Origin of the sequence: Rhizobium giardinii bv. giardinii H152, assembly GCF_000379605.1 — a bacterium.
In the GTDB taxonomy this organism is placed as follows: Bacteria; Pseudomonadota; Alphaproteobacteria; order Rhizobiales; family Rhizobiaceae; genus Pararhizobium; species Pararhizobium giardinii.
Genome location: NZ_KB902646.1, coordinates 50,061 through 66,887, shown reverse-complemented (window position 1 = coordinate 66,887; position 16,827 = coordinate 50,061). Strand labels below are relative to the sequence as shown.

Below are 16,827 nucleotides of genomic sequence, written 5' to 3'. Positions count from 1 at the left end.
GCGCCGGCACGAAGGAGCGTGCCGAGCGGTTGGCTACTCGCGAGCGGCGTACAGGAAGCCCGATATCGAATGCATGTTCGTCGTCAAGCAAGCTCCTCTTGCAGGATTTTAACCGGCCGGTCCCATTGGATCAGCACGACGCATCCGGTGTCGCTCCAGACGGAATGCTCGGTGCCTTCCTTGTTGATGACAAGGCTGCCGGGGCCGTAGTCGCCGGCCTCGTCCGATTGCGTGCCTTCGAGCACGACGATCGTTTCGAGCCCCCTATGCAGATGGCGCGGGACGGATGCGCCGGCCTCGTACTTCAACAGCGCCACGCCCGGCTGGTCGCCCTCGAAACGTTGGATCCAGTGAATAGTCACCTCGTCGCGGAAGGGTTCGAAGTGGAGTGTCCGCCATCCCCCGGCCGTCAGGCTCTCGCGTGTCGTTTCAGGCATGACTTATCCCCTCCATTATGGCGTCTATCGAGGCGACCCAGCCGACGATGGCACCCTGGGCGACGATCATCGCAATGGCGGCTTGCTTGAACCCGGAAAAATAGCTTTCCGTGGCCTCCTCGGCGAGCAGGCATTCATAGCCGCGATCATTGGCCTCGCGCATTGTCGTCTGAACACAGACTTCGGTGGTTACGCCGGCAAAGACGAGTTGCTCTATGCCGCGCGCCTTCAGGAGATCGCCAAGCGGAGTTGCGTAGAAGGCGCCCTTGCCGGGTTTCTCGATAACGATTTCGCCCTCGACAGGCGCCAGTTCGGAAAGGATCGCGGTTCCGGGTTCGCCTGATATCAGTACTCGGCCCATCGGCCCTTCGTCGCCAATCTTCAAGGCCGGGTTGCCGCGGTTGCGCTTGGCGGGGGGCAGATCGGAGAGGTCGGGGCGATGGCATTCCATGGTGTGGACGACCGGCAGACCTGCCTTGCGAAATCCCGCGATCAGCCGCTTCACATCCGGCACGATCCTGATGATCCGGCTGACATCGTTGCCGAGGCTTTCGCCGAAGCCGCCGGGTTCGGCGAAATCGCGCTGCATGTCGATGACGATCAGTGCGAGCTTGTCGCGCCTCAAGGGAAAGGCAAACGGTTCGGCCTTGATCTCCGCCATCAGTGATGCCCCGCCATATGGGCGCCGATTACGGATATGTCGGCCGAGAGCGCCGGCGTTTCATAGACCAGCCTGCCGTCCGACATCACCATGATCCGGTCCGACATTTCCAGCAGTTCGTCGAGATCCTCCGAGAGAAGCAGAACGGCAGTGCCGGAATTGCGCGCCTTCATGATGCGGGCCCGGATTTCGGCCACGGCCGAGAAATCAAGGCCGAAGCAGGGATTGGAGACGATCAGCAGGTCGACGTCACCGGTCAGTTCGCGGGCAAGCACGGCGCGCTGGACGTTGCCGCCGGAGAGCGACGCGATTGGCGAGGAATGCGACGCCGTCTTCACCTTGAAATCCGAGATCAGCGAGGCTGCGCGCTTGCGCATCGATTTCATGTCGAGCCAGAGCGCATCACCGCCCTCTCTCTTCACGTCAAAGGTGCGGAAAGCGAGGTTTTCCGTCACGGTCATTTTCGGCGCGCAGGCGTTGTTCAGTGGCTCTTCCGGAATGAAGCGAACATTGTTGATGCGTGTTTCGCGCCGCGTCGCGCCATAAAGCGAGCCTTTCACGGTGATGCTGCCGGCTTCCGGCGGGCGCTGGCCCGCCAGAACTTCGGTTAGCTCCTTCTGACCGTTGCCTGAAATACCGGCGATGCCGACGATCTCGCCGGCACGCACCGTCAGGTTACCGATGTCGATCATCTTCAGGCCGGTACGGTCCGGGGCCTTGACGTCCCTGACGACGAGGATCGGCGTGGCATCGCCTGCTACCGGCAGGCGCGTGTCAAGTTCGGCGAGCTTGACGTCGCCGATCATCATCGCTGCCATGTCCTTGGTGGTGAGATCTTTGACCAGTCCGCTGCCCGCCATGTTCCCGCGTCGCAGAACCGTCACCGCGTCGGTGAACCTGGTGACTTCGTGGAACTTGTGGCTGATCATGAGTACGGTCAGTTCGCCGCGCTCGGTCATCCCGCGCACCAGGCCGAGCATCTCGTCGGCTTCGGCCGGCGTCAGCACCGATGTCGGTTCGTCGAGAATGAGGAAGCTGCGGCCGAGATAGAGCTGCTTGACGATTTCGAGCTTCTGCTTCTCGCCTGCCGCAAGCTCTCTGACCGGCCGGTCGAGCGGGATCTTGAACGGCATGCGCTCCATGAAGGCGGCGAGCTCCTTGCGCTCCTTCGCCCAGTTGATGACGGCAGGCACATGCGCGCGGTTGATGACCAGATTTTCGGCGCCAGTCAGCGACGGCACCAGCGTGAAATTCTGGTAGACCATCCCAAGCCCATAGGTCGCGGCATCCTTTGGCGACTGAACAGACACCTCGTGGCCATCGACCGACAGCGAGCCGGAGGTCTGGTGGTAGAAGCCCATGATGCATTTGACGAGCGTCGATTTGCCCGCACCATTCTCGCCGAGCAGCGCGTGGAACGTGCCGGCAGGAACGTCGATCGAGACATTGTCGAGCGCCGTGAAGCTGCCGAAGCGCATGGTCATGCCGATCGTCTGGATGCCCACGGCCTTGCCAGCCCTGGGCAGCGGTGTGTCGCGGATCTGGATCATGGCAATTGCCTCACGAGACTTTCGGAGTTGGATACAGAGCCGAAGACGCCGCCCTGCATTTTCACCATCTTGATCGCTGCCAGATGGTTGCCGTAGTCGGTGGCGCCGCAGCAGTCTTCGAGCAGCAGGCATTCGAAGCCGCGGTCGTTTGCCTCGCGCATGGTGGTGTGGACGCACACATCGGTGGTGATGCCGGTGAGGATGATGTTTTCGATGCGCTTCTGGCTGAGGATCAGTTCCAGGTCGGTGGCGCAGAACGAGCCCTTGCCGGGCTTGTCGATGATCGTTTCGCCTTCGATCGGGTAAAGTTCGTCAATGATGTCCCAGCCGGGCTCGCCGCGAACGAGGATGCGCCCGCAGGGCCCGAAATCGCCGATGCCCGCATTGATCCGCCGCGAGCGCCAGCGTTTGTTGGCGGGCAGATCGGCGAGGTCGGGCCGGTGGCCTTCGCGCGTGTGGATGATGTGGTAGCCCTTGGCGCGCATGGCGGCGAGGACTTGTCTGATCGGCTCGATCGGCGCACGCACGAGCGAGAGGCTGTAGCCCATATGATCGACATAGCCGCCGGGACCGCAGAAATCCGTCTGCATGTCGATGATGATCAGCGCTGTGTTGTCCGGACGCAGTGCGCCGTTATAAGGCCACGGATAGGGATCGGCGTCGATGTAGCTCAGGTTTTCGCCGGTAGGGATTGCAGTTGCGGCAAGAGAGGTCATGGCCGGATATCCTATTTCGTGATCGACAGGGCGCCGGGTGCCCCTGCGAGCGAGCGGGTGGGCGAGGAAGTGGCGACGAGGATGGCGAGGGTGAGCACGTAAGGGGCGGCATAGAACAGGTAGTAGCCCTGCGTAACGCCGACCGATTGCAGGGCGGGACCGAGAGCACCGGCGCCGCCGAAGAGCAGGGCGGCGAGGAAGCACCCGATCGGGTTCCACCGGGCGAAGATGACCAGCGCCACTGCCATCAGACCTTGGCCCGAGGAGATGCCTTCGTTCCAGGAGCCGGGATAAAACAGCGTGAGATAGGCGCCGCCGACCGCTGCCAGCGAGCCGCCGACGGCTGTTGCCAGAAGCCGCACGGTATCCGGATTGAGACCCATGGCGCGCGCTGCGTCGGAGCTGTCGCCGACGACGCGCAGGATGAGGCCGACGCGGGTGTTCTTGAAGGCCCACCAGAATACCATCGACAGAAGCGCGCCGAGGATGAAGAGCACGTTGATGTTGAGCGCCGACTGGATCTGCGGCAGATCCGACCAGCCGCCGAGCGGAATGGACGGGAGATGTGGCGCGACAGGCTGGATGAAGGGCTTGCCGAGAAAGAAGGCGAGGCCGAGGCCAAACTGCATCATGGCGATGCCGATGGCAATGTCGTTGACCCTCGGGAATTTGCAGATCCAGCCGTGGACGAGGCCGAAGACCGCGCCCGTCGCCATGGCGGCGAGAACGCCGAGCCAGGGCGAGTTGCTCATGACGGCGATGGCGTAGGCCGCCATCGCACCGAAGACGAGCGTGCCCTCGAGCCCCAGATTGATGCGGCCGGAGCGCTCGGTAATCGATTCCCCCAGGCTGACGAAGATGAAGGGTGTCGAGACGCGGATGGCGCCTGCGAAGATGGCGAGGGGCACGCCCCACAGGCCGATGCCGGTGTCTTCCATCAGGCGGTCCTTGCTTTGAGGGTAGGCATTTTCCAGAGGTCGGGATTGAAGATCCTGAAGCGGCCATAGAGGGTTTCGCACAGCAGGATCACCACGAACAATGTGCCCTGAAGGACGAGTACCGTGGCATCCGGCAGACCCATGCGGCGCTGGATCAGGCCGCCCGAGGCATCGATGCCGCCGAGCAGGATGGCGACGGGGATGATCGCCAGCGGATTATGGCGGGCGAGGAAGGCGACGAGGATACCAGTATAGCCGTAGCCGGCGACAAGCGAGGCATTGGCGCTGCCCTGAACGGCGGCTACCTCGACCATGCCGGCCAATCCGGCAAAACTTCCGGCAAGCGCCGTAAAGCCGACGATCAGCCGGCCGACCGGCAAGCCTTGAATCTGGGCGGCGCGAACATTGCCGCCGGCGATGCGGGCGGCAAAGCCGAAGCTTGTCGCTTCAATCAGCACCCAGGCGATCATGCAGGCGCCGATGCCGATCACCAAGCCCCAGTTGACATCCATGCCGGGGATATTGCCAAGCATGTATTCGGCTGGAAGCGGTGCGGTCGAGGGCTTGTTGAGGCTGGCGGGATCGCGCAGCGGCCCCTCGATCAGATGGTTCATCAGCGCAATTGCGATATAGGCGAGGAGCAGCGAGGCGATGGTTTCGTTGACGCCGCGATAATGACGCAGGACACCGGCAAGGCCGATCCAGATACCACCGGCAATCATACCGGCAAAAGCCATTAGGGGGACGACGACGATCGGCGGGACGGACGCCGTCAGCGGCAGGGCGATGGCCGCTGCAGCGACGCCGCCGAGCACCACCGCCCCTTCGCCCCCGATGACGACAAGGCCGAGCCGCGCGGGCAGCGCGACGCAGAGCGCGGTGAGCAGCAGGGGCGCCGCGCGGCTGAGGCTGTTCTGGATGGAAAACCAGCTACCGAAGCCACCGGTATACATCAGCCTGAAGAGGTCGGCCGGCGATTTGCCGACCACCAGTATGAAGAGAGAGAAGAGCGCCAGGCCGGCAAGGATCGCGCCAAGCGAGATCGCGAGCGGTTCCGCCCGTCGCGCTAGCCATTCAAGCAGAGGCGAGGGGCCGCGAGCATCGGTGGATAATGGAGAAAGCGTTGATGTGTTCACTCCGATCGTCATGGCGCTCTCCCATTTCTCAGGATGTCGAGCCGACGACGCCCTCGACAAGATAGGCCATGCTTTCCAGCTCGATCGCGTCCTCCGCAAAGGTCTGGCCGGCGGTGACGGCATCGCCTCCCTTGTTGTCTTTGATCGGCCCCTTGAAGACGGAGAAGCTGCCGGCCATCATCTCGGTGAGCGTTGCATCGAATTTCTTGCGGGCTTCCTCCGAGACGCCCGGACCGAGCGGGCTCATCTTGACGAAGCCGTCCTTCAGGCCGCCGCGGACGAAGTTGCCAAGCTTCTCGCCGGCCTGCGCCTTTTTGACGAAATCGGTATAGACATTGCCCCAGGCCCATTCGGAGCCGGTGAGATACTTCTCAGGCGCCAACGGGCTCTGATTGGCATGGTAGCCACAGACAAATGCGCCGCGGCCGGCGGCCGTCTCAACAACCACCTTCGGGCTATCGACATGGCAGGTGATGACGTCGGCACCCTGGTCGACGAGCGCGTTGGTGGCCTCGGCCTCCTTGACGGCCAGTGACCATTCGCCGGTGAAGATGACCTGGCAGGTAATGGCCGGATCGACCGAGCGGGCACCAAGCAGGAAGGAGTTGATGTTCTGCAGAACCTGCGGAATCGGCTTGGCAGCGACGAACCCGATCTTCTTGCTCTTGGAGGCATAGCCGGCGGTGATGCCATTCAGATACTGGCCCTGACCAATGTAGCCGAAATAGGAGCCGGTATTCATTGGGTTGACGCCCTCTTTCCAGAGGCCGCCGCAATGGCGGAACTGAACGTCGGGGTATTTCTTGGCCATTTCGAGCATGTGGGGATCGAAGTAGCCGAAGGAGGTGGGGAAGACGAGGCTCGCGCCGTCGAGGTTGATCATCGATTCCATCGTCTTCTGGACGTCGACGGTTTCCGGCACATTTTCCTCCTCAACCACGGTAACGCCGGACATCGCCTTGATCACGGCAGCACCCTCGGCGTGCGCCTGGTTGTAGCCGTAGTCGTCCTTGGGGCCGACATAGATGAAGCCGACAGTCAGGGCAGCCTGGGCGGCGGCCGGTGTCGAAAAGAGTGACGGCGCAAGACCGAGGGCGGCAGCGCCCGACGCGGTCGTTTGCAGGAAGCTGCGGCGGTTCATGGGAAGGAGTTTGGTCATGGCAGGCTCCTTGCGGCGTGGTGCCGGGTTCAAAAAAGGTCACAGGAAACTGCATGCAATGCGCGTGCCAATCTATAAGATATTGCTTTTTAATGAGTTGATTGTTGTCAAGGATCCTTTCCGCGTAAAGTGTATGCAATATAATAGAAAACTGATTTAATTTTAAGCAAAGGAAAAACCTGAGCATCACCCGAAACCGAAAATGCCGAATGGCAGGCAAAATTCGCGTAAACAATCATGAATATTCAAGCGCTTAATGCGCGCATTGACAATAATGCCCATGCGTTGCATCTGTATGCAGTGTAAATTGAACCAGATTCGACTCGTGAAACTCGCCAGAAAAAAAGAAGTCATCCGGTCCGGAACAACCGTCGAGCAGATGGTTCGAGCGATCGCCGATCTGATCATCACCGGGACTATGCAGCCTGGCGAGCGGCTCGACGAGGTTTCGCTGGCCAATCGTTTCGAGGTATCGCGAACGCCCGTGCGCGAAGCTCTCGGGCAACTTTGCGCCATCGGTCTCGTCGGGCGTGAACCCAACAAGAGCGCCGTCGTCACCAATGTTACACAACAGCACCTCGCTTCGATGTTCGAGGCGATGGCGGAACTTGAAGGTATCTGCGCGCGCCTTTCGGCGGAACGCATGACGGTGGACGAACGCAGAATGCTGGAATCCGAACACAAGGCGTCGGCGCGGCTTGTCCATCGCGGCGCGCAAGACGAGTATGAGGCTCACAACATTGAGTTCCACACCCGTCTCTATCGAGGCGCGCACAACGATCATGTGTTCGAATTGGTGACGCAAACCCGCGCCCGCCTTGCCCCGTTTCGCCGAGCTCAATTCCGCCTCCCCGGACGCCTTCTACGGTCCTATGAAGAGCACGACGCCATCGTCATAGCAATCTTGCGGGCAGATGCAGTTAACGCAAGTCGCGCAGCTTACGCCCATGTCGCCACTGTTAGTGACGCCAGTATTGTTTTTGCACGCGACGTGGAGTCTGCCCAGCGTCCTTGATCACCGACTTGCACGGAGGCCGCAGACGGCTGGTTGGGGGCGGGGAGTGGGACCGATGCTTCAGCGATATTCAAAACCTTTACGAAAAGATCGCAATGGCAGTCGCAAAACCCTTTGCACTCAAGCCTGCCAAAACGCCAAAAAAAACCGCGAAATATTTCCCAGCGGTCTCGACGGCGCTTGGAAACGGCATTGACCGACCGGATCAAGGAGATCAGCCGAATTTTGTTGCAGATGCCACAAGGTTGGTGAGCGCTAGAAGCTCGCTACCTACGCGGGCAATTCATCGAACCAAGTGCCACGGGACGGGTTTCTATTTTGCCTACCCAGGGTCGCAGGGACCAAGAGCAACTCGAGCAACTTTCGGATCATTTACAAGAAAGCCACTAATGCCGGCGTCAAGATAACTGCGTATGTTACCCGCGTCGAACTCGCCGACCTCTCGGCCTGTCCCCCATCCCCCCGCGGTCATCCACAATTCGTGACCTCGGTCTTGAAGGTTGCAAGCGCGCTTGTCTGTGGTCATGTTTTCCCACAGTCGCAGGATATTTCCCCCAGCATCAAAGAAGACCTCATCCTCAGCCTCTTCGCCATTCAATAGCCCCAAGATTTCAGCGTCACCTAAGGAACGAAGAGTTCTAACCGCTTCCAGGCTATGAAGACCGAAGATCAGACGGTGCTCGGAGAATAAATGCCTATATTCGTGAAGTTCCAACAATGCGATGTGGCTCTCATCCTTCACGTCGAACAATATCGCCGTCGCTGGTTATATAACGGAAAATGCCTCGTCGAGACGTGGCGCCGCGGGATGCCCTCCCGCCGAGAACTCCGAAATCTAAGCAACGGTCATATGTTTGATTAGACCAGAATATCCCGCGATTTTGAGATCGGCATCATGGCAGCAAACGAAAATGCCATCTGTTGACCGCCTGACATCGATCTCTATGACATCGGCGTCCGCTTCGATGGCACCCTGCCACGCCGCAGGGGAATTCTCACGATAAGCGGCCGAATAGCCGCGGTGTGCTATGATTGCTGGCAAAGGTCCACCATTCAAGCGTAAGCGGAAGCTTTGTTAAACGTGCTCCCGATAACCATATCTTGTCACCTCGATCGACTGGTGCCGCACAAACGATGAACAGCGTCGAAACAGGCGCAGCTCGGCTCTAAGGTCCTGTCGGCCCGAATGAGGCGGCCAAATAACAGTCGCCATCATTGATGGCCTGAACGGCTTCACGATCACCATCCTGACCGTGACCATAGCCAGCTTGATCGCCGGGATTTCTTGTCCTGATCGCTCGGACACTGCGCTGCCGAAACCGTGGTTATTTATGACAGTTCCGGCAGCGGTCGTTTTGACTGGCAGCCTCGACCCATGCTCAGGCTTTTCAAGCCGCGCGAACGTCGGCTGCTATTGGAATCTCGATATCAACTTCAAGGGTAGTGACGGTCTCGCCACGTTCCATTTTTACGATCACCCTCTCATCGTCTATCTCGACATGCTTTGCAATCACGGCGAGAATCTCCTCTCTGAGAATCGCCACCAGGTCCGATTGACCGACCGAAGCGCGCTCGTGAGCCAAAAGGACCTGTAAGCGTTCTCGCGCCGTCGGGGCGGAACTCTGCTTACGGAAGAAACGAAAAATGCTCATGCTGCCCTCCGTCCAAAAATTTTACCCAAGAGGCCGCGCTTTTCACCAGGGATGGTCATCGGCACGGTCTCGCCCGCAAGCCGACGGGCTGCATCGAGATAGGCGAGCGCCGGAGCGGAGCGGCTATCGGCCAGCGTGACCGGTGCACCGATATTCGATGCCCTGAGCACATCCATGCTTTCGGGAACGATGCCGAGCAATGGGATCGACAGGATCTCGAGGACATCGTCGACCTTCAACATGTCGCCCCGCTCGGCACGGACGGCGTCATAGCGGGTGAGTAGCAGGTGCTTCTCGATCCGCTCACCGCGCTCGGCCTTCTCTGTCTTGGCGTCGAGGAGTCCAATTATGCGGTCAGAATCGCGCACCGACGAAACTTCGGGGTTGGTGACAACGACAGCAACGTCCGCATGGCGCATGGCTAGTGTCGCGCCGCGCTCGATTCCGGCCGGGCTGTCGCAGATGACCCAATCGAAGTGCTTCTTCAGGTCGTTCATTACGCGTTCAACGCCCTCCGGCGTCAAGCTGTCCTTGTCGCGGGTTTGCGATGCGGGTAGCAGGAAGAGCGTATCGAGGCGTTTGTCCCTTATCAGGGCCTGGGGAAGTTTCGCGTCGCCTTGGATCACGTTGACCAAGTCGTAGACGACCCGGCGCTCGGCCCCCATCACGAGATCCAGATTGCGAAGGCCGACGTCGAAATCGACTACGACGGTCTTCTCGTTGCGCTGTGCCAACGCTGCCCCGAGAGCCGCGCTTGAGGTCGTCTTTCCGACGCCGCCCTTGCCTGATGTAACAACAACTACTTTCGCCATATTCCCGCTCCTGTTGCTGGCCGGCAGCCGGCTCAGTTTAGTCTCTCCGCCATGATCGAATCGCTGTCTAGCCAGAGCTGCACCGCCTGCCCGCGAAGCTCAGGCGCCATGTCATCGGCGGTCTTGTACACTCCATCAATCGCCAGAAGTTCCGCTTCAAGCCTCCGGCAGAAAATGCGTGCTTCGGGGTTACCAACGGAGCCGGCCAACGCCCGCCCTCTGAGTGCGCCGTAGATGTGTACGGACCCGCCCGCGATAATCTCCGCGCCGGACGCGACTGAGCCGATGACCGTGACGTCACCTTCGGGAAAGATCACCGATTGTCCGGAACGCACGGGTTCCCTGACGATCATCGACGCCGGGGCTCTAACGATCTGTGCTTCGGGGCGAACGACGATCGTCGATTCAGTCGCAGCGCCGGGCTTGTCCGTCGGAACCTCGATATCCGGTGCCGGTCGCCCGCCCCTCATCGCCGGCGGCATGCCAGGTTCGAAGTGTGACGGCCGGCCGCCCTCGATGCCCATGACCCTCACATTGCGTTTTGCGAGCGCGCCGAGCAGATCCTTGAGTTGCGGCCGGTCGATCTCCAGTTCGGCAACGTCGAGCACGATGGGTCGTTCCAGGAAGAATCCCGCCGAACGTCCTGCGAGATCGTCAAGCCGACCGAGCCATTCGTCGAGAGGGTTTTCCGGAGAAAGCATTAGAGCCAAGAATGAGCGGCCCTTGATTCGAATCGAACGAGCTTCTGTTAACACTTCGGTAATCTTCGTTAATTTTTCGTTCTCGATATTTAGATGATTCACGGTTAACAAAAAGTTAACGGGGCTGTCCTCGAGCCGAAGGTGCGTCAGGTCTGATGCTGCTTTGCAATGCTCGCGAAAGACACGGGGATTTGCACATTCTGCGCGTGGCAATTCAACGCGACGGAGGCTGCAGGACGACGTCACGCCTGCAGGTCTTGCCGGACGCGCGCCTGGTCCAAGCGAAGGTGGGGTCGACAAGTGGAAAGCTGTTTCGCTCACTGTGCGACGCCAAGGAGCGTATCGGGATCTCTGACCGGGTTCTTGCGTCCTCAATGCGCTCTTGAGCTCGATCCACAGCCAGAGCTTTCCGAGGAGCACGGTCTGGTCGTGTTCCCGTTCAACGCCCAGCTCAGCCTTCGGAGGCATTCATGGCTTGACGCCGAGGCCTAAGCTGATCGCCAGGAATCGCGAGCGGCTGTCCTTGTGCCACCGTGACGTTTCCAGCTGATCGAGTCCCAATCGGCGAGCACGGGACGAAGCGCCGGTTCCGAATGACGATGCCTTGCGTTGCGAAAGCAGCAAGCCTGACTCCGGACGTGGAACTTAAACCGTCATTCGAAAGTTGGTAGGTTTCGCAGACGGGAAACGCCGATGGCCGCAGATAACCTGCTGAATGATCCGGTTTCAGAACTCGCTTCCCGACTTGAAGCAATGACGGATGACGAGGTTTTTACCGCGATGAGCACACTGGAGGCGGTGAGTGAGGACACTGAAGGCGCTGACCAAGCCGAGATTGTTGCACGAATAGCATTGATCGAAGTCGAGATAGAACGACGCTTTCCCGGCCAGCTACTTGCACCTTATCGCGACTGGAAGAAGAGGAATCTTCTGTTGTAACGGCTGCCTCGCGCAACCGCGTGGGCGCCATCATCTCTAGGAGTAACCGATGAGCAGTTCCGAAACAACGAACCACAAGACAATCCGGGCGTGGGCGGAATCGCGGGGCGGTCGGCCCTCCGTAATCCGCACGAGAGGAAAGGGCGGTGTCCTTCGCATCGACTTTGGCGAAAAGGAAGAAGACCTCGACGAAATCAGCTGGGAGGAGTTCTTCAAGATCTTCGACGAAAACAAGCTGGCCTTCCTCTACCAGGACAAAACGAAAGACGGTGAGACCAGCCGCTTCAACAAGTTCATTGAACGATGATCGACGCAGCCCCGAGGGTCGCTGTGCGGCGAGACCCGCCATGGCTACCGCTCTCCAAGGATCATTCGGAGGATGCTACCCGTGACCGGCGCAGCTCGTTCCCGCAGCCAAGACAATCTGATCGAGCGGCAGCGACGCGCTTACCGGATCTGGGCTCCGGTCTATGACCGCCTCTATGCCGGCATCCTGGCGGATGCTCATGGCAAGATCATTGAATTGGCCTCGGCGGAAAGCGGGCGCGTATTGGAGATCGGGGTCGGAACAGGGCTATTGCTCCCCAAATACTCCAGGAAATGCCACGTCACGGGCATAGACATTTCCGATGAGATGATGGCGAGAGCCAGAGAAAAGATTGCCGCTCAGGGCCTTGATCAGGTCGACTTGCGCGTCGGCAACGCCCAATGCCTGGAATTCCCGCCGAATAGCTTCGATGTCGTGATCCTGCCCTTCGTTCTCACCCTTTTGCCTGATCCGGAGGCCGCGCTCGACGAATGCCTTCGCGTCGTGAAGCCGGAGGGAACGATCGTAATTGCCGGCAAGATCGGTGACGGGGCCGGGGTCGTCGGTCTTGCCGAGCGGATCATGGCGCCTTTTGTCGAGGCGATCGGGTGGAGCGCGGCCTTTCGATCTCAGCGTCTCTTGGGGTGGATCGACAGACAGCCGTGCGTTGAGCTGGTCGATTGGTTATCATCAGCTCCCTGCGGGCTTTTCAAGGTCATTAAGTTACGCAAATCCTACGAGCGCTCGCCAGCGCCGTCACCGCTGGCGTAGGGGCAAGGCCAGCCCCCGTCCAGTGGCAAACCTGGCCGCGCGGCCGCTTGCTGACCAACTGGCGGCCGATGATGTCTTGCGTCAGGATTTCGTAAGCCTCGCGATTATCGATCCCCATACGGCCAGGACATAACCACTGTGCCGATGTTGCTAGGACTACCTGAGCGGCACTCCGCTTGACCGCTTCAATTTTGTGTTGTCTACTCCCGTTAACTGATCACCCCACTGCCCGCCGGCAAGTGACCCTCTTCATTGAGACGCGATGATGACCTACGACTGGGATGGTAAGCGTACGAGGCGCCTGATCATGATGCAGAGCATCGCCATCGGCGCGGTAATCTTGCTTGGCTCCACATTTTTCGTCGCAGCCACGGCACTCGTAATCGAGTAGCTGTTCTACAGGAGCGTTTGCTGCTCAAATAGGCCAGACCAGTATGAGCAGCGGCACGCTGACGAGCAGCACGATGAGCGAAAGCGGAAGACCAAGACGGGCGTAGTCGCCGAAGCGGTAGCCGCCCGGGGCCATAACCAGGGTGTTGCACTGATGGCCGATCGGGGTGAGGAAGTCGCATCCCGCACCGATGGCGACGGCCATCAGGAATGCGTCGGGCTGGAGCCCCAGCTTCTCTGCAAAAGTGGCGGCTATCGGAGCCATGACGAGCACGGTTGCAGCGTTGTTCAGGAATGGTGTGACAGCCATTGCCGCCACCAGGATGAGTGCGAGCGCGCCGTAGGGCGGCAGCACCTCCGCCGTCCGAGAAAGCAGGTCGGCTATAATGTCGGTGGTTCCGGTTGTCCTCAAGGAGTCGCTGATCGGGATCAGGGCAGCGAGCATGATAAGAATGGGAGCATCGAGGTTACCATAGACCTCGCGCAGGGGAACCGATCCCGTCACGACCATCAGAAAGGCGGCCGCGAAGAACGCGGTCGCGACGGGCACGCCCCCCGACGCCGTCGCGACCATTGTTGCCGCCAGGATGAGAATGGGAATGAGCCCGTTGCGGGCTCTGCCGAGTTTCAAATCGCGCGCCACAAGTGGCAGGCAGCCCCATTCGCGCAGAAGATCAGGCAGTTTCTGCAAGTCGCCTTGCAATACAACGACATCGCCGTTGCGGATCTTGATTTCGCCGAGACGCTCAGTGAACCGCATGTCGCGCCGGCTGACCGCCAGAAGGTTCAACCCCGTGCTCTCGAAGAGAGCGACCTCCTTGGCACTCAGCCCGATCAAAGGCGAATGCTCGCCTACGATAGCTTCAACGGCGTTGATGACTTTTCCTTTTTCGGTGTCGTGCGTGCGTTCTGAGAGACGGAGCCTGCCCTCGGTCACGATCCTGTCCAATGCAGCCTGTTCACCTTCAATAATTAGAAGGTCGCCTTCCTTGAGGCTCATGTCAGGAAGCGGCGTACGCCTAGCGCCTCCCTCGCTAATGATGCCGGTAACCATCGCGTCGCCGCCCGCAGGTTTTTGAAGCCAGCTTATGGATTTTCCAACCGCCGCGGACGATGCGACGACCCGAGCTTCCGTCGTGTAGTTGTTGATCTTCACCGCCTCGTCCATCGAGGTTTCCTCACGCACCCGCTCGGGCAGGAGTTTGTAGAAGATGCCTAAAAACACGACCCCGACGAGCGCGAGTGCCGCGCCCACGGGCGTATAGTCGAACATTGTGAACGGCTGCCCTGTGATTTCCTCTCGGACGCGGGAAACAATGATGTTGGGCGACGTGCCAATCTGCGTCATCAGGCCGCCGAGCAGGGAGGCAAAGGCCATCGGCATCAAGAACATCGAGGGCGAGACGCGGGACTTGCGTGCCATCTGGATTGCCACGGGGATCATGATCGCGAGCGCACCGATGTTCTTGATGAATGCGGATAGCACCGCGACAATCCCGACGAGGAGGATCAGCCGAGCTCGAGGCCCGCTTTTCTCAGGAGAGAACCGCCGGAGTGCGATGTCCATAATTCCGGACCTCGAGATTGCCGCACTGACGACCAGCGCGCTCGCAACTATGATGACGATATCGTCCGCGAATCCCGAGAAAGCCTCCTTCGCAGGCACTATCCCGATCACTATTGCGACGAGGAGCGAGCCAGCGGCGACGACGTCGTGTCGATAGCGTCCCCATACAAAAGCGGCCATCATTAAGGCGATGACGAGAAGGGAAAGCCACTGGTCGATGCGCATTTCTTATATCCTGGTGGGTGCCCGTAAACGCCCGAAGCAGCAGAAGGATGCGAAGGCGAGACAATTTTCTGAGAATCGAAGCCGAGACGGACGCTTAGCGAGCTCGCCGCCTCGACATAAACGCGGGGCACGATCGGTAAGGTCCTGCAATTGCGCGGGCAAAGCAGGGGAGGGGACGAATTCAGCCAGGTCGTTATTGGCCTACGCCGCCTCGACATCGGTCTGGGAAAAGTCGCCGCCGATGAAGAGCAGCGGTTCGTCGGCACGCTTTGCCAAAGCGTAGGAAAAGCAGTCGGCAAAATTCAAGGCCGCGGGCTGGCGGCCCTTGTCGTAGATCAGCCAGGCCCGAGTCGCCAAATCGACCAGATCAGCATCGACCGGGATGATGTCAGCCTCGATTTTGCTAAGCCAAAGATCGACTTCCGCCAGTGCATGTTCGCCGCGCCGGCTGACCAGCACCATGCGCGCCTCAAGCACACATGTCGCAGGGACGAGGCGAACCCGGCTGGCGACGAGCGCTCTTTCGAGCTTGGCCGCTTGCGGCTCGTTACACAGGATTGCCACGATGGCGGAGGTATCGATCACCATCAGTTGGGAATTCCATGCTCGTCATACCCGATGATCTCTTCATCGCTGCGGTTGTCCAGTTCGGGCAGTCGGTTCACCCGCTCCCGGATTGCACGCAGTTCGCCGAGCAGGCGCTCCTGGGCAACATCGCCGTACCCCAGGCGATGCAGACGTTCGCTCAATGCCTGATGAATCGCCGCGGTCTTGCTGATGCCCAGGCGGCGCGCGAGTTCGTCGGCGAGAGCGACGGTTGCCGGGTTTTTGATGTTCAGCGACACGAGGAGACTCCGATATTCTACCTTTTTCCATATTTCTACCGTGGAAAAGAAATTTGGTCAATGCGTCCGATAAGCGCGCGCAACGGCAACTTGGCCTCGCGGCCGCGCGCGTAATCCGCCGCTGTATTTGCCAGCATTATCGCCTTGAAATCGCTCAGTCGGACGGTCAAGGTCCTCGCAGGGCAAAGGGCTATACTTGGCTTGGTGCGGTTGCCAGACAATACGGATTGCCATCAATGCAACGCGACCGAAACTGGATGAATTCGTTTTTCGATCGCCCGGCACACATTGTCGCGGTCGACTTGATCGGAGCGGCATTCCGCGTTGCCGGCGTCGGCGGTCTGATCGTGGAAACGGAAGCCTATTCGGATGAAGACCCGGCGTCCCACAGCTACAAGGGGCCAACCCGTCGAAATCGGGCGATGTTCGGTCCGCCGGCAAGCCTCTATGTCTACCGGTCGTATGGCATCCACTGGTGCCTGAATTTCGTTTGCCGGGCGGGGAGCGCCGTCCTGATCCGCGCGCTGGAGCCGACGGCAGGATTGGACCTGATGCGGTTGAGGCGGGGCATGGACAATCCGGTTCTGCTCTGTTCCGGCCCCGGACGTGTCTGCCAGGCGCTCGCCGTGACCGGTGATCTCAACGGTTGCTTTTTGGCTGACGACCCCCTTCGTCTCACCATTCCAGTGGAGCCGCAGACGGTCACCACTGGACCGCGTATCGGCATCACGAAGGCGGCCGATGTTCCCTGGCGTTTCGGCCTCAAGGGTTCGCCATTTTTAAGCAAGAAGCTATAAACGGTCGCCTTAAGTCCTGTGTAATGTTGGGCGTTCGCCCAGCGAATTGATATGAGCCCTGTGGGCAACTCGGCATTAAACCTCTCAGCACGCCAGTCAGAGGCGATTCTTTGACACCGCGGGCAGGCAGCGCTGCTCTTCAATTACATCGCAGACGCGCCGAAATGGCTTCTTAACGGACGTGATTTGCGAACCAGATTGCTGAGGAA

21 protein-coding genes and 1 pseudogene are annotated in these 16,827 nt (G+C 59.9%); 7 read left to right on the top strand and 15 right to left on the bottom strand.

Going from position 1 to position 16,827, the window contains the following annotated elements; all coding sequences use genetic code 11:
• Nucleotides 1–83: 83 nt before the first annotated feature.
• The 7 genes from A3AY_RS0113245 to A3AY_RS0113215 are packed head-to-tail and all read right to left on the bottom strand — an operon-like array spanning nucleotide 84 to nucleotide 6,597.
• Nucleotides 84–437, bottom strand: a complete 354-nt coding sequence (locus A3AY_RS0113245; RefSeq protein ID WP_018326147.1) for a cupin domain-containing protein — start codon at nucleotides 435–437, stop codon at nucleotides 84–86.
• Complete coding sequence (locus tag A3AY_RS0113240; protein WP_018326146.1) at nucleotides 430–1,098, bottom strand: cysteine hydrolase family protein; 669 nt, start codon at nucleotides 1,096–1,098, stop codon at nucleotides 430–432. Before A3AY_RS0113240 ends, A3AY_RS0113245 begins: the two co-directional genes overlap by 8 nt.
• Nucleotides 1,098–2,648, bottom strand: coding sequence for an ABC transporter ATP-binding protein (locus A3AY_RS0113235; protein WP_018326145.1), 1,551 nt, complete (start codon nucleotides 2,646–2,648; stop codon nucleotides 1,098–1,100). Before A3AY_RS0113235 ends, A3AY_RS0113240 begins: the two co-directional genes overlap by 1 nt.
• The gene (gene biuH / locus A3AY_RS0113230; RefSeq protein WP_018326144.1) at nucleotides 2,645–3,364 is read right to left on the bottom strand and encodes a biuret amidohydrolase; all 720 of its coding nucleotides are present in this window, start codon (nucleotides 3,362–3,364) and stop codon (nucleotides 2,645–2,647) included. Before biuH ends, A3AY_RS0113235 begins: the two co-directional genes overlap by 4 nt.
• An 11-nt stretch (nucleotides 3,365–3,375) precedes the next feature.
• Complete coding sequence (locus tag A3AY_RS0113225; RefSeq protein WP_018326143.1) at nucleotides 3,376–4,302, bottom strand: ABC transporter permease; 927 nt, start codon at nucleotides 4,300–4,302, stop codon at nucleotides 3,376–3,378.
• The gene (locus A3AY_RS0113220) at nucleotides 4,302–5,450 is read right to left on the bottom strand and encodes an ABC transporter permease (protein ID WP_018326142.1); all 1,149 of its coding nucleotides are present in this window, start codon (nucleotides 5,448–5,450) and stop codon (nucleotides 4,302–4,304) included. Before A3AY_RS0113220 ends, A3AY_RS0113225 begins: the two co-directional genes overlap by 1 nt.
• 16 nt (nucleotides 5,451–5,466) lie before the next feature.
• Nucleotides 5,467–6,597 (bottom strand): BMP family ABC transporter substrate-binding protein, encoded by a 1,131-nt coding sequence (locus A3AY_RS0113215; RefSeq protein WP_018326141.1) that lies wholly within the window; start codon nucleotides 6,595–6,597, stop codon nucleotides 5,467–5,469.
• Between the two features lie 295 nt (nucleotides 6,598–6,892).
• On the opposite strand from A3AY_RS0113215, the gene A3AY_RS0113210 reads away from it, so the two are divergent.
• Nucleotides 6,893–7,612 (top strand): GntR family transcriptional regulator, encoded by a 720-nt coding sequence (locus A3AY_RS0113210; RefSeq protein WP_040668691.1) that lies wholly within the window; start codon nucleotides 6,893–6,895, stop codon nucleotides 7,610–7,612.
• Nucleotides 7,613–7,934: 322 nt separating this feature from the next.
• On the opposite strand, the gene A3AY_RS37050 is transcribed toward A3AY_RS0113210, so the two are convergent.
• From A3AY_RS37050 to minC, 5 genes are all read right to left on the bottom strand, one after another.
• Nucleotides 7,935–8,363 (bottom strand): hypothetical protein, encoded by a 429-nt coding sequence (locus tag A3AY_RS37050; protein ID WP_018326137.1) that lies wholly within the window; start codon nucleotides 8,361–8,363, stop codon nucleotides 7,935–7,937.
• Between the two features lie 84 nt (nucleotides 8,364–8,447).
• Nucleotides 8,448–8,654, bottom strand: coding sequence for a glycerophosphodiester phosphodiesterase (locus A3AY_RS41480; RefSeq protein ID WP_162709220.1), 207 nt, complete (start codon nucleotides 8,652–8,654; stop codon nucleotides 8,448–8,450).
• 346 nt (nucleotides 8,655–9,000) lie between these two features.
• The gene (gene minE / locus A3AY_RS0113195) at nucleotides 9,001–9,264 is read right to left on the bottom strand and encodes a cell division topological specificity factor MinE (protein WP_018326136.1); all 264 of its coding nucleotides are present in this window, start codon (nucleotides 9,262–9,264) and stop codon (nucleotides 9,001–9,003) included.
• Nucleotides 9,261–10,076, bottom strand: coding sequence for a septum site-determining protein MinD (gene minD, locus A3AY_RS0113190; RefSeq protein ID WP_026203397.1), 816 nt, complete (start codon nucleotides 10,074–10,076; stop codon nucleotides 9,261–9,263). Before minD ends, minE begins: the two co-directional genes overlap by 4 nt.
• Nucleotides 10,077–10,108: 32 nt before the next feature.
• The gene (gene minC, locus A3AY_RS0113185) at nucleotides 10,109–10,840 is read right to left on the bottom strand and encodes a septum site-determining protein MinC (RefSeq protein ID WP_026203396.1); all 732 of its coding nucleotides are present in this window, start codon (nucleotides 10,838–10,840) and stop codon (nucleotides 10,109–10,111) included.
• A gap of 166 nt (nucleotides 10,841–11,006) precedes the next feature.
• Here minC and A3AY_RS41475 point away from each other — a divergent pair.
• The 5 genes and pseudogenes from A3AY_RS41475 to A3AY_RS41065 all read left to right on the top strand — a co-directional run.
• Nucleotides 11,007–11,260: pseudogene (locus A3AY_RS41475) on the top strand (helix-turn-helix domain-containing protein); the annotation flags it as partial.
• A gap of 210 nt (nucleotides 11,261–11,470) precedes the next feature.
• Nucleotides 11,471–11,716 carry a hypothetical protein gene (locus A3AY_RS0113180; RefSeq protein WP_018326133.1) on the top strand — a complete coding sequence of 82 codons (246 nt, stop codon included), beginning with the start codon at nucleotides 11,471–11,473 and terminating at the stop codon, nucleotides 11,714–11,716.
• Nucleotides 11,717–11,765: 49 nt separating this feature from the next.
• Nucleotides 11,766–12,023, top strand: a complete 258-nt coding sequence (locus A3AY_RS0113175) for a hypothetical protein (RefSeq protein WP_018326132.1) — start codon at nucleotides 11,766–11,768, stop codon at nucleotides 12,021–12,023.
• A gap of 72 nt (nucleotides 12,024–12,095) precedes the next feature.
• Nucleotides 12,096–12,794, top strand: a complete 699-nt coding sequence (locus A3AY_RS0113170; protein WP_018326131.1) for a class I SAM-dependent methyltransferase — start codon at nucleotides 12,096–12,098, stop codon at nucleotides 12,792–12,794.
• Nucleotides 12,795–13,056: 262 nt separating this feature from the next.
• Nucleotides 13,057–13,185 carry a hypothetical protein gene (locus A3AY_RS41065; RefSeq protein ID WP_018326130.1) on the top strand — a complete coding sequence of 43 codons (129 nt, stop codon included), beginning with the start codon at nucleotides 13,057–13,059 and terminating at the stop codon, nucleotides 13,183–13,185.
• A gap of 24 nt (nucleotides 13,186–13,209) precedes the next feature.
• On the opposite strand, the gene A3AY_RS0113160 is transcribed toward A3AY_RS41065, so the two are convergent.
• The 3 genes from A3AY_RS0113160 to A3AY_RS0113150 all read right to left on the bottom strand — a co-directional run bounded on the left by A3AY_RS0113160 (nucleotide 13,210) and on the right by A3AY_RS0113150 (nucleotide 15,821).
• Nucleotides 13,210–14,976 (bottom strand): SLC13 family permease, encoded by a 1,767-nt coding sequence (locus tag A3AY_RS0113160; protein WP_018326129.1) that lies wholly within the window; start codon nucleotides 14,974–14,976, stop codon nucleotides 13,210–13,212.
• 201 nt (nucleotides 14,977–15,177) lie between these two features.
• The gene (locus tag A3AY_RS0113155; RefSeq protein ID WP_018326128.1) at nucleotides 15,178–15,564 is read right to left on the bottom strand and encodes a type II toxin-antitoxin system VapC family toxin; all 387 of its coding nucleotides are present in this window, start codon (nucleotides 15,562–15,564) and stop codon (nucleotides 15,178–15,180) included.
• Complete coding sequence (locus A3AY_RS0113150; RefSeq protein WP_018326127.1) at nucleotides 15,564–15,821, bottom strand: type II toxin-antitoxin system VapB family antitoxin; 258 nt, start codon at nucleotides 15,819–15,821, stop codon at nucleotides 15,564–15,566. The genes A3AY_RS0113155 and A3AY_RS0113150 overlap by 1 nt, the downstream gene beginning before the upstream one ends.
• A gap of 236 nt (nucleotides 15,822–16,057) precedes the next feature.
• Between A3AY_RS0113150 and A3AY_RS0113145 the strand changes: the two genes are divergently transcribed.
• Nucleotides 16,058–16,618 carry a DNA-3-methyladenine glycosylase gene (locus A3AY_RS0113145; RefSeq protein WP_051108348.1) on the top strand — a complete coding sequence of 187 codons (561 nt, stop codon included), beginning with the start codon at nucleotides 16,058–16,060 and terminating at the stop codon, nucleotides 16,616–16,618.
• Nucleotides 16,619–16,827: the final 209 nt, after the last annotated feature.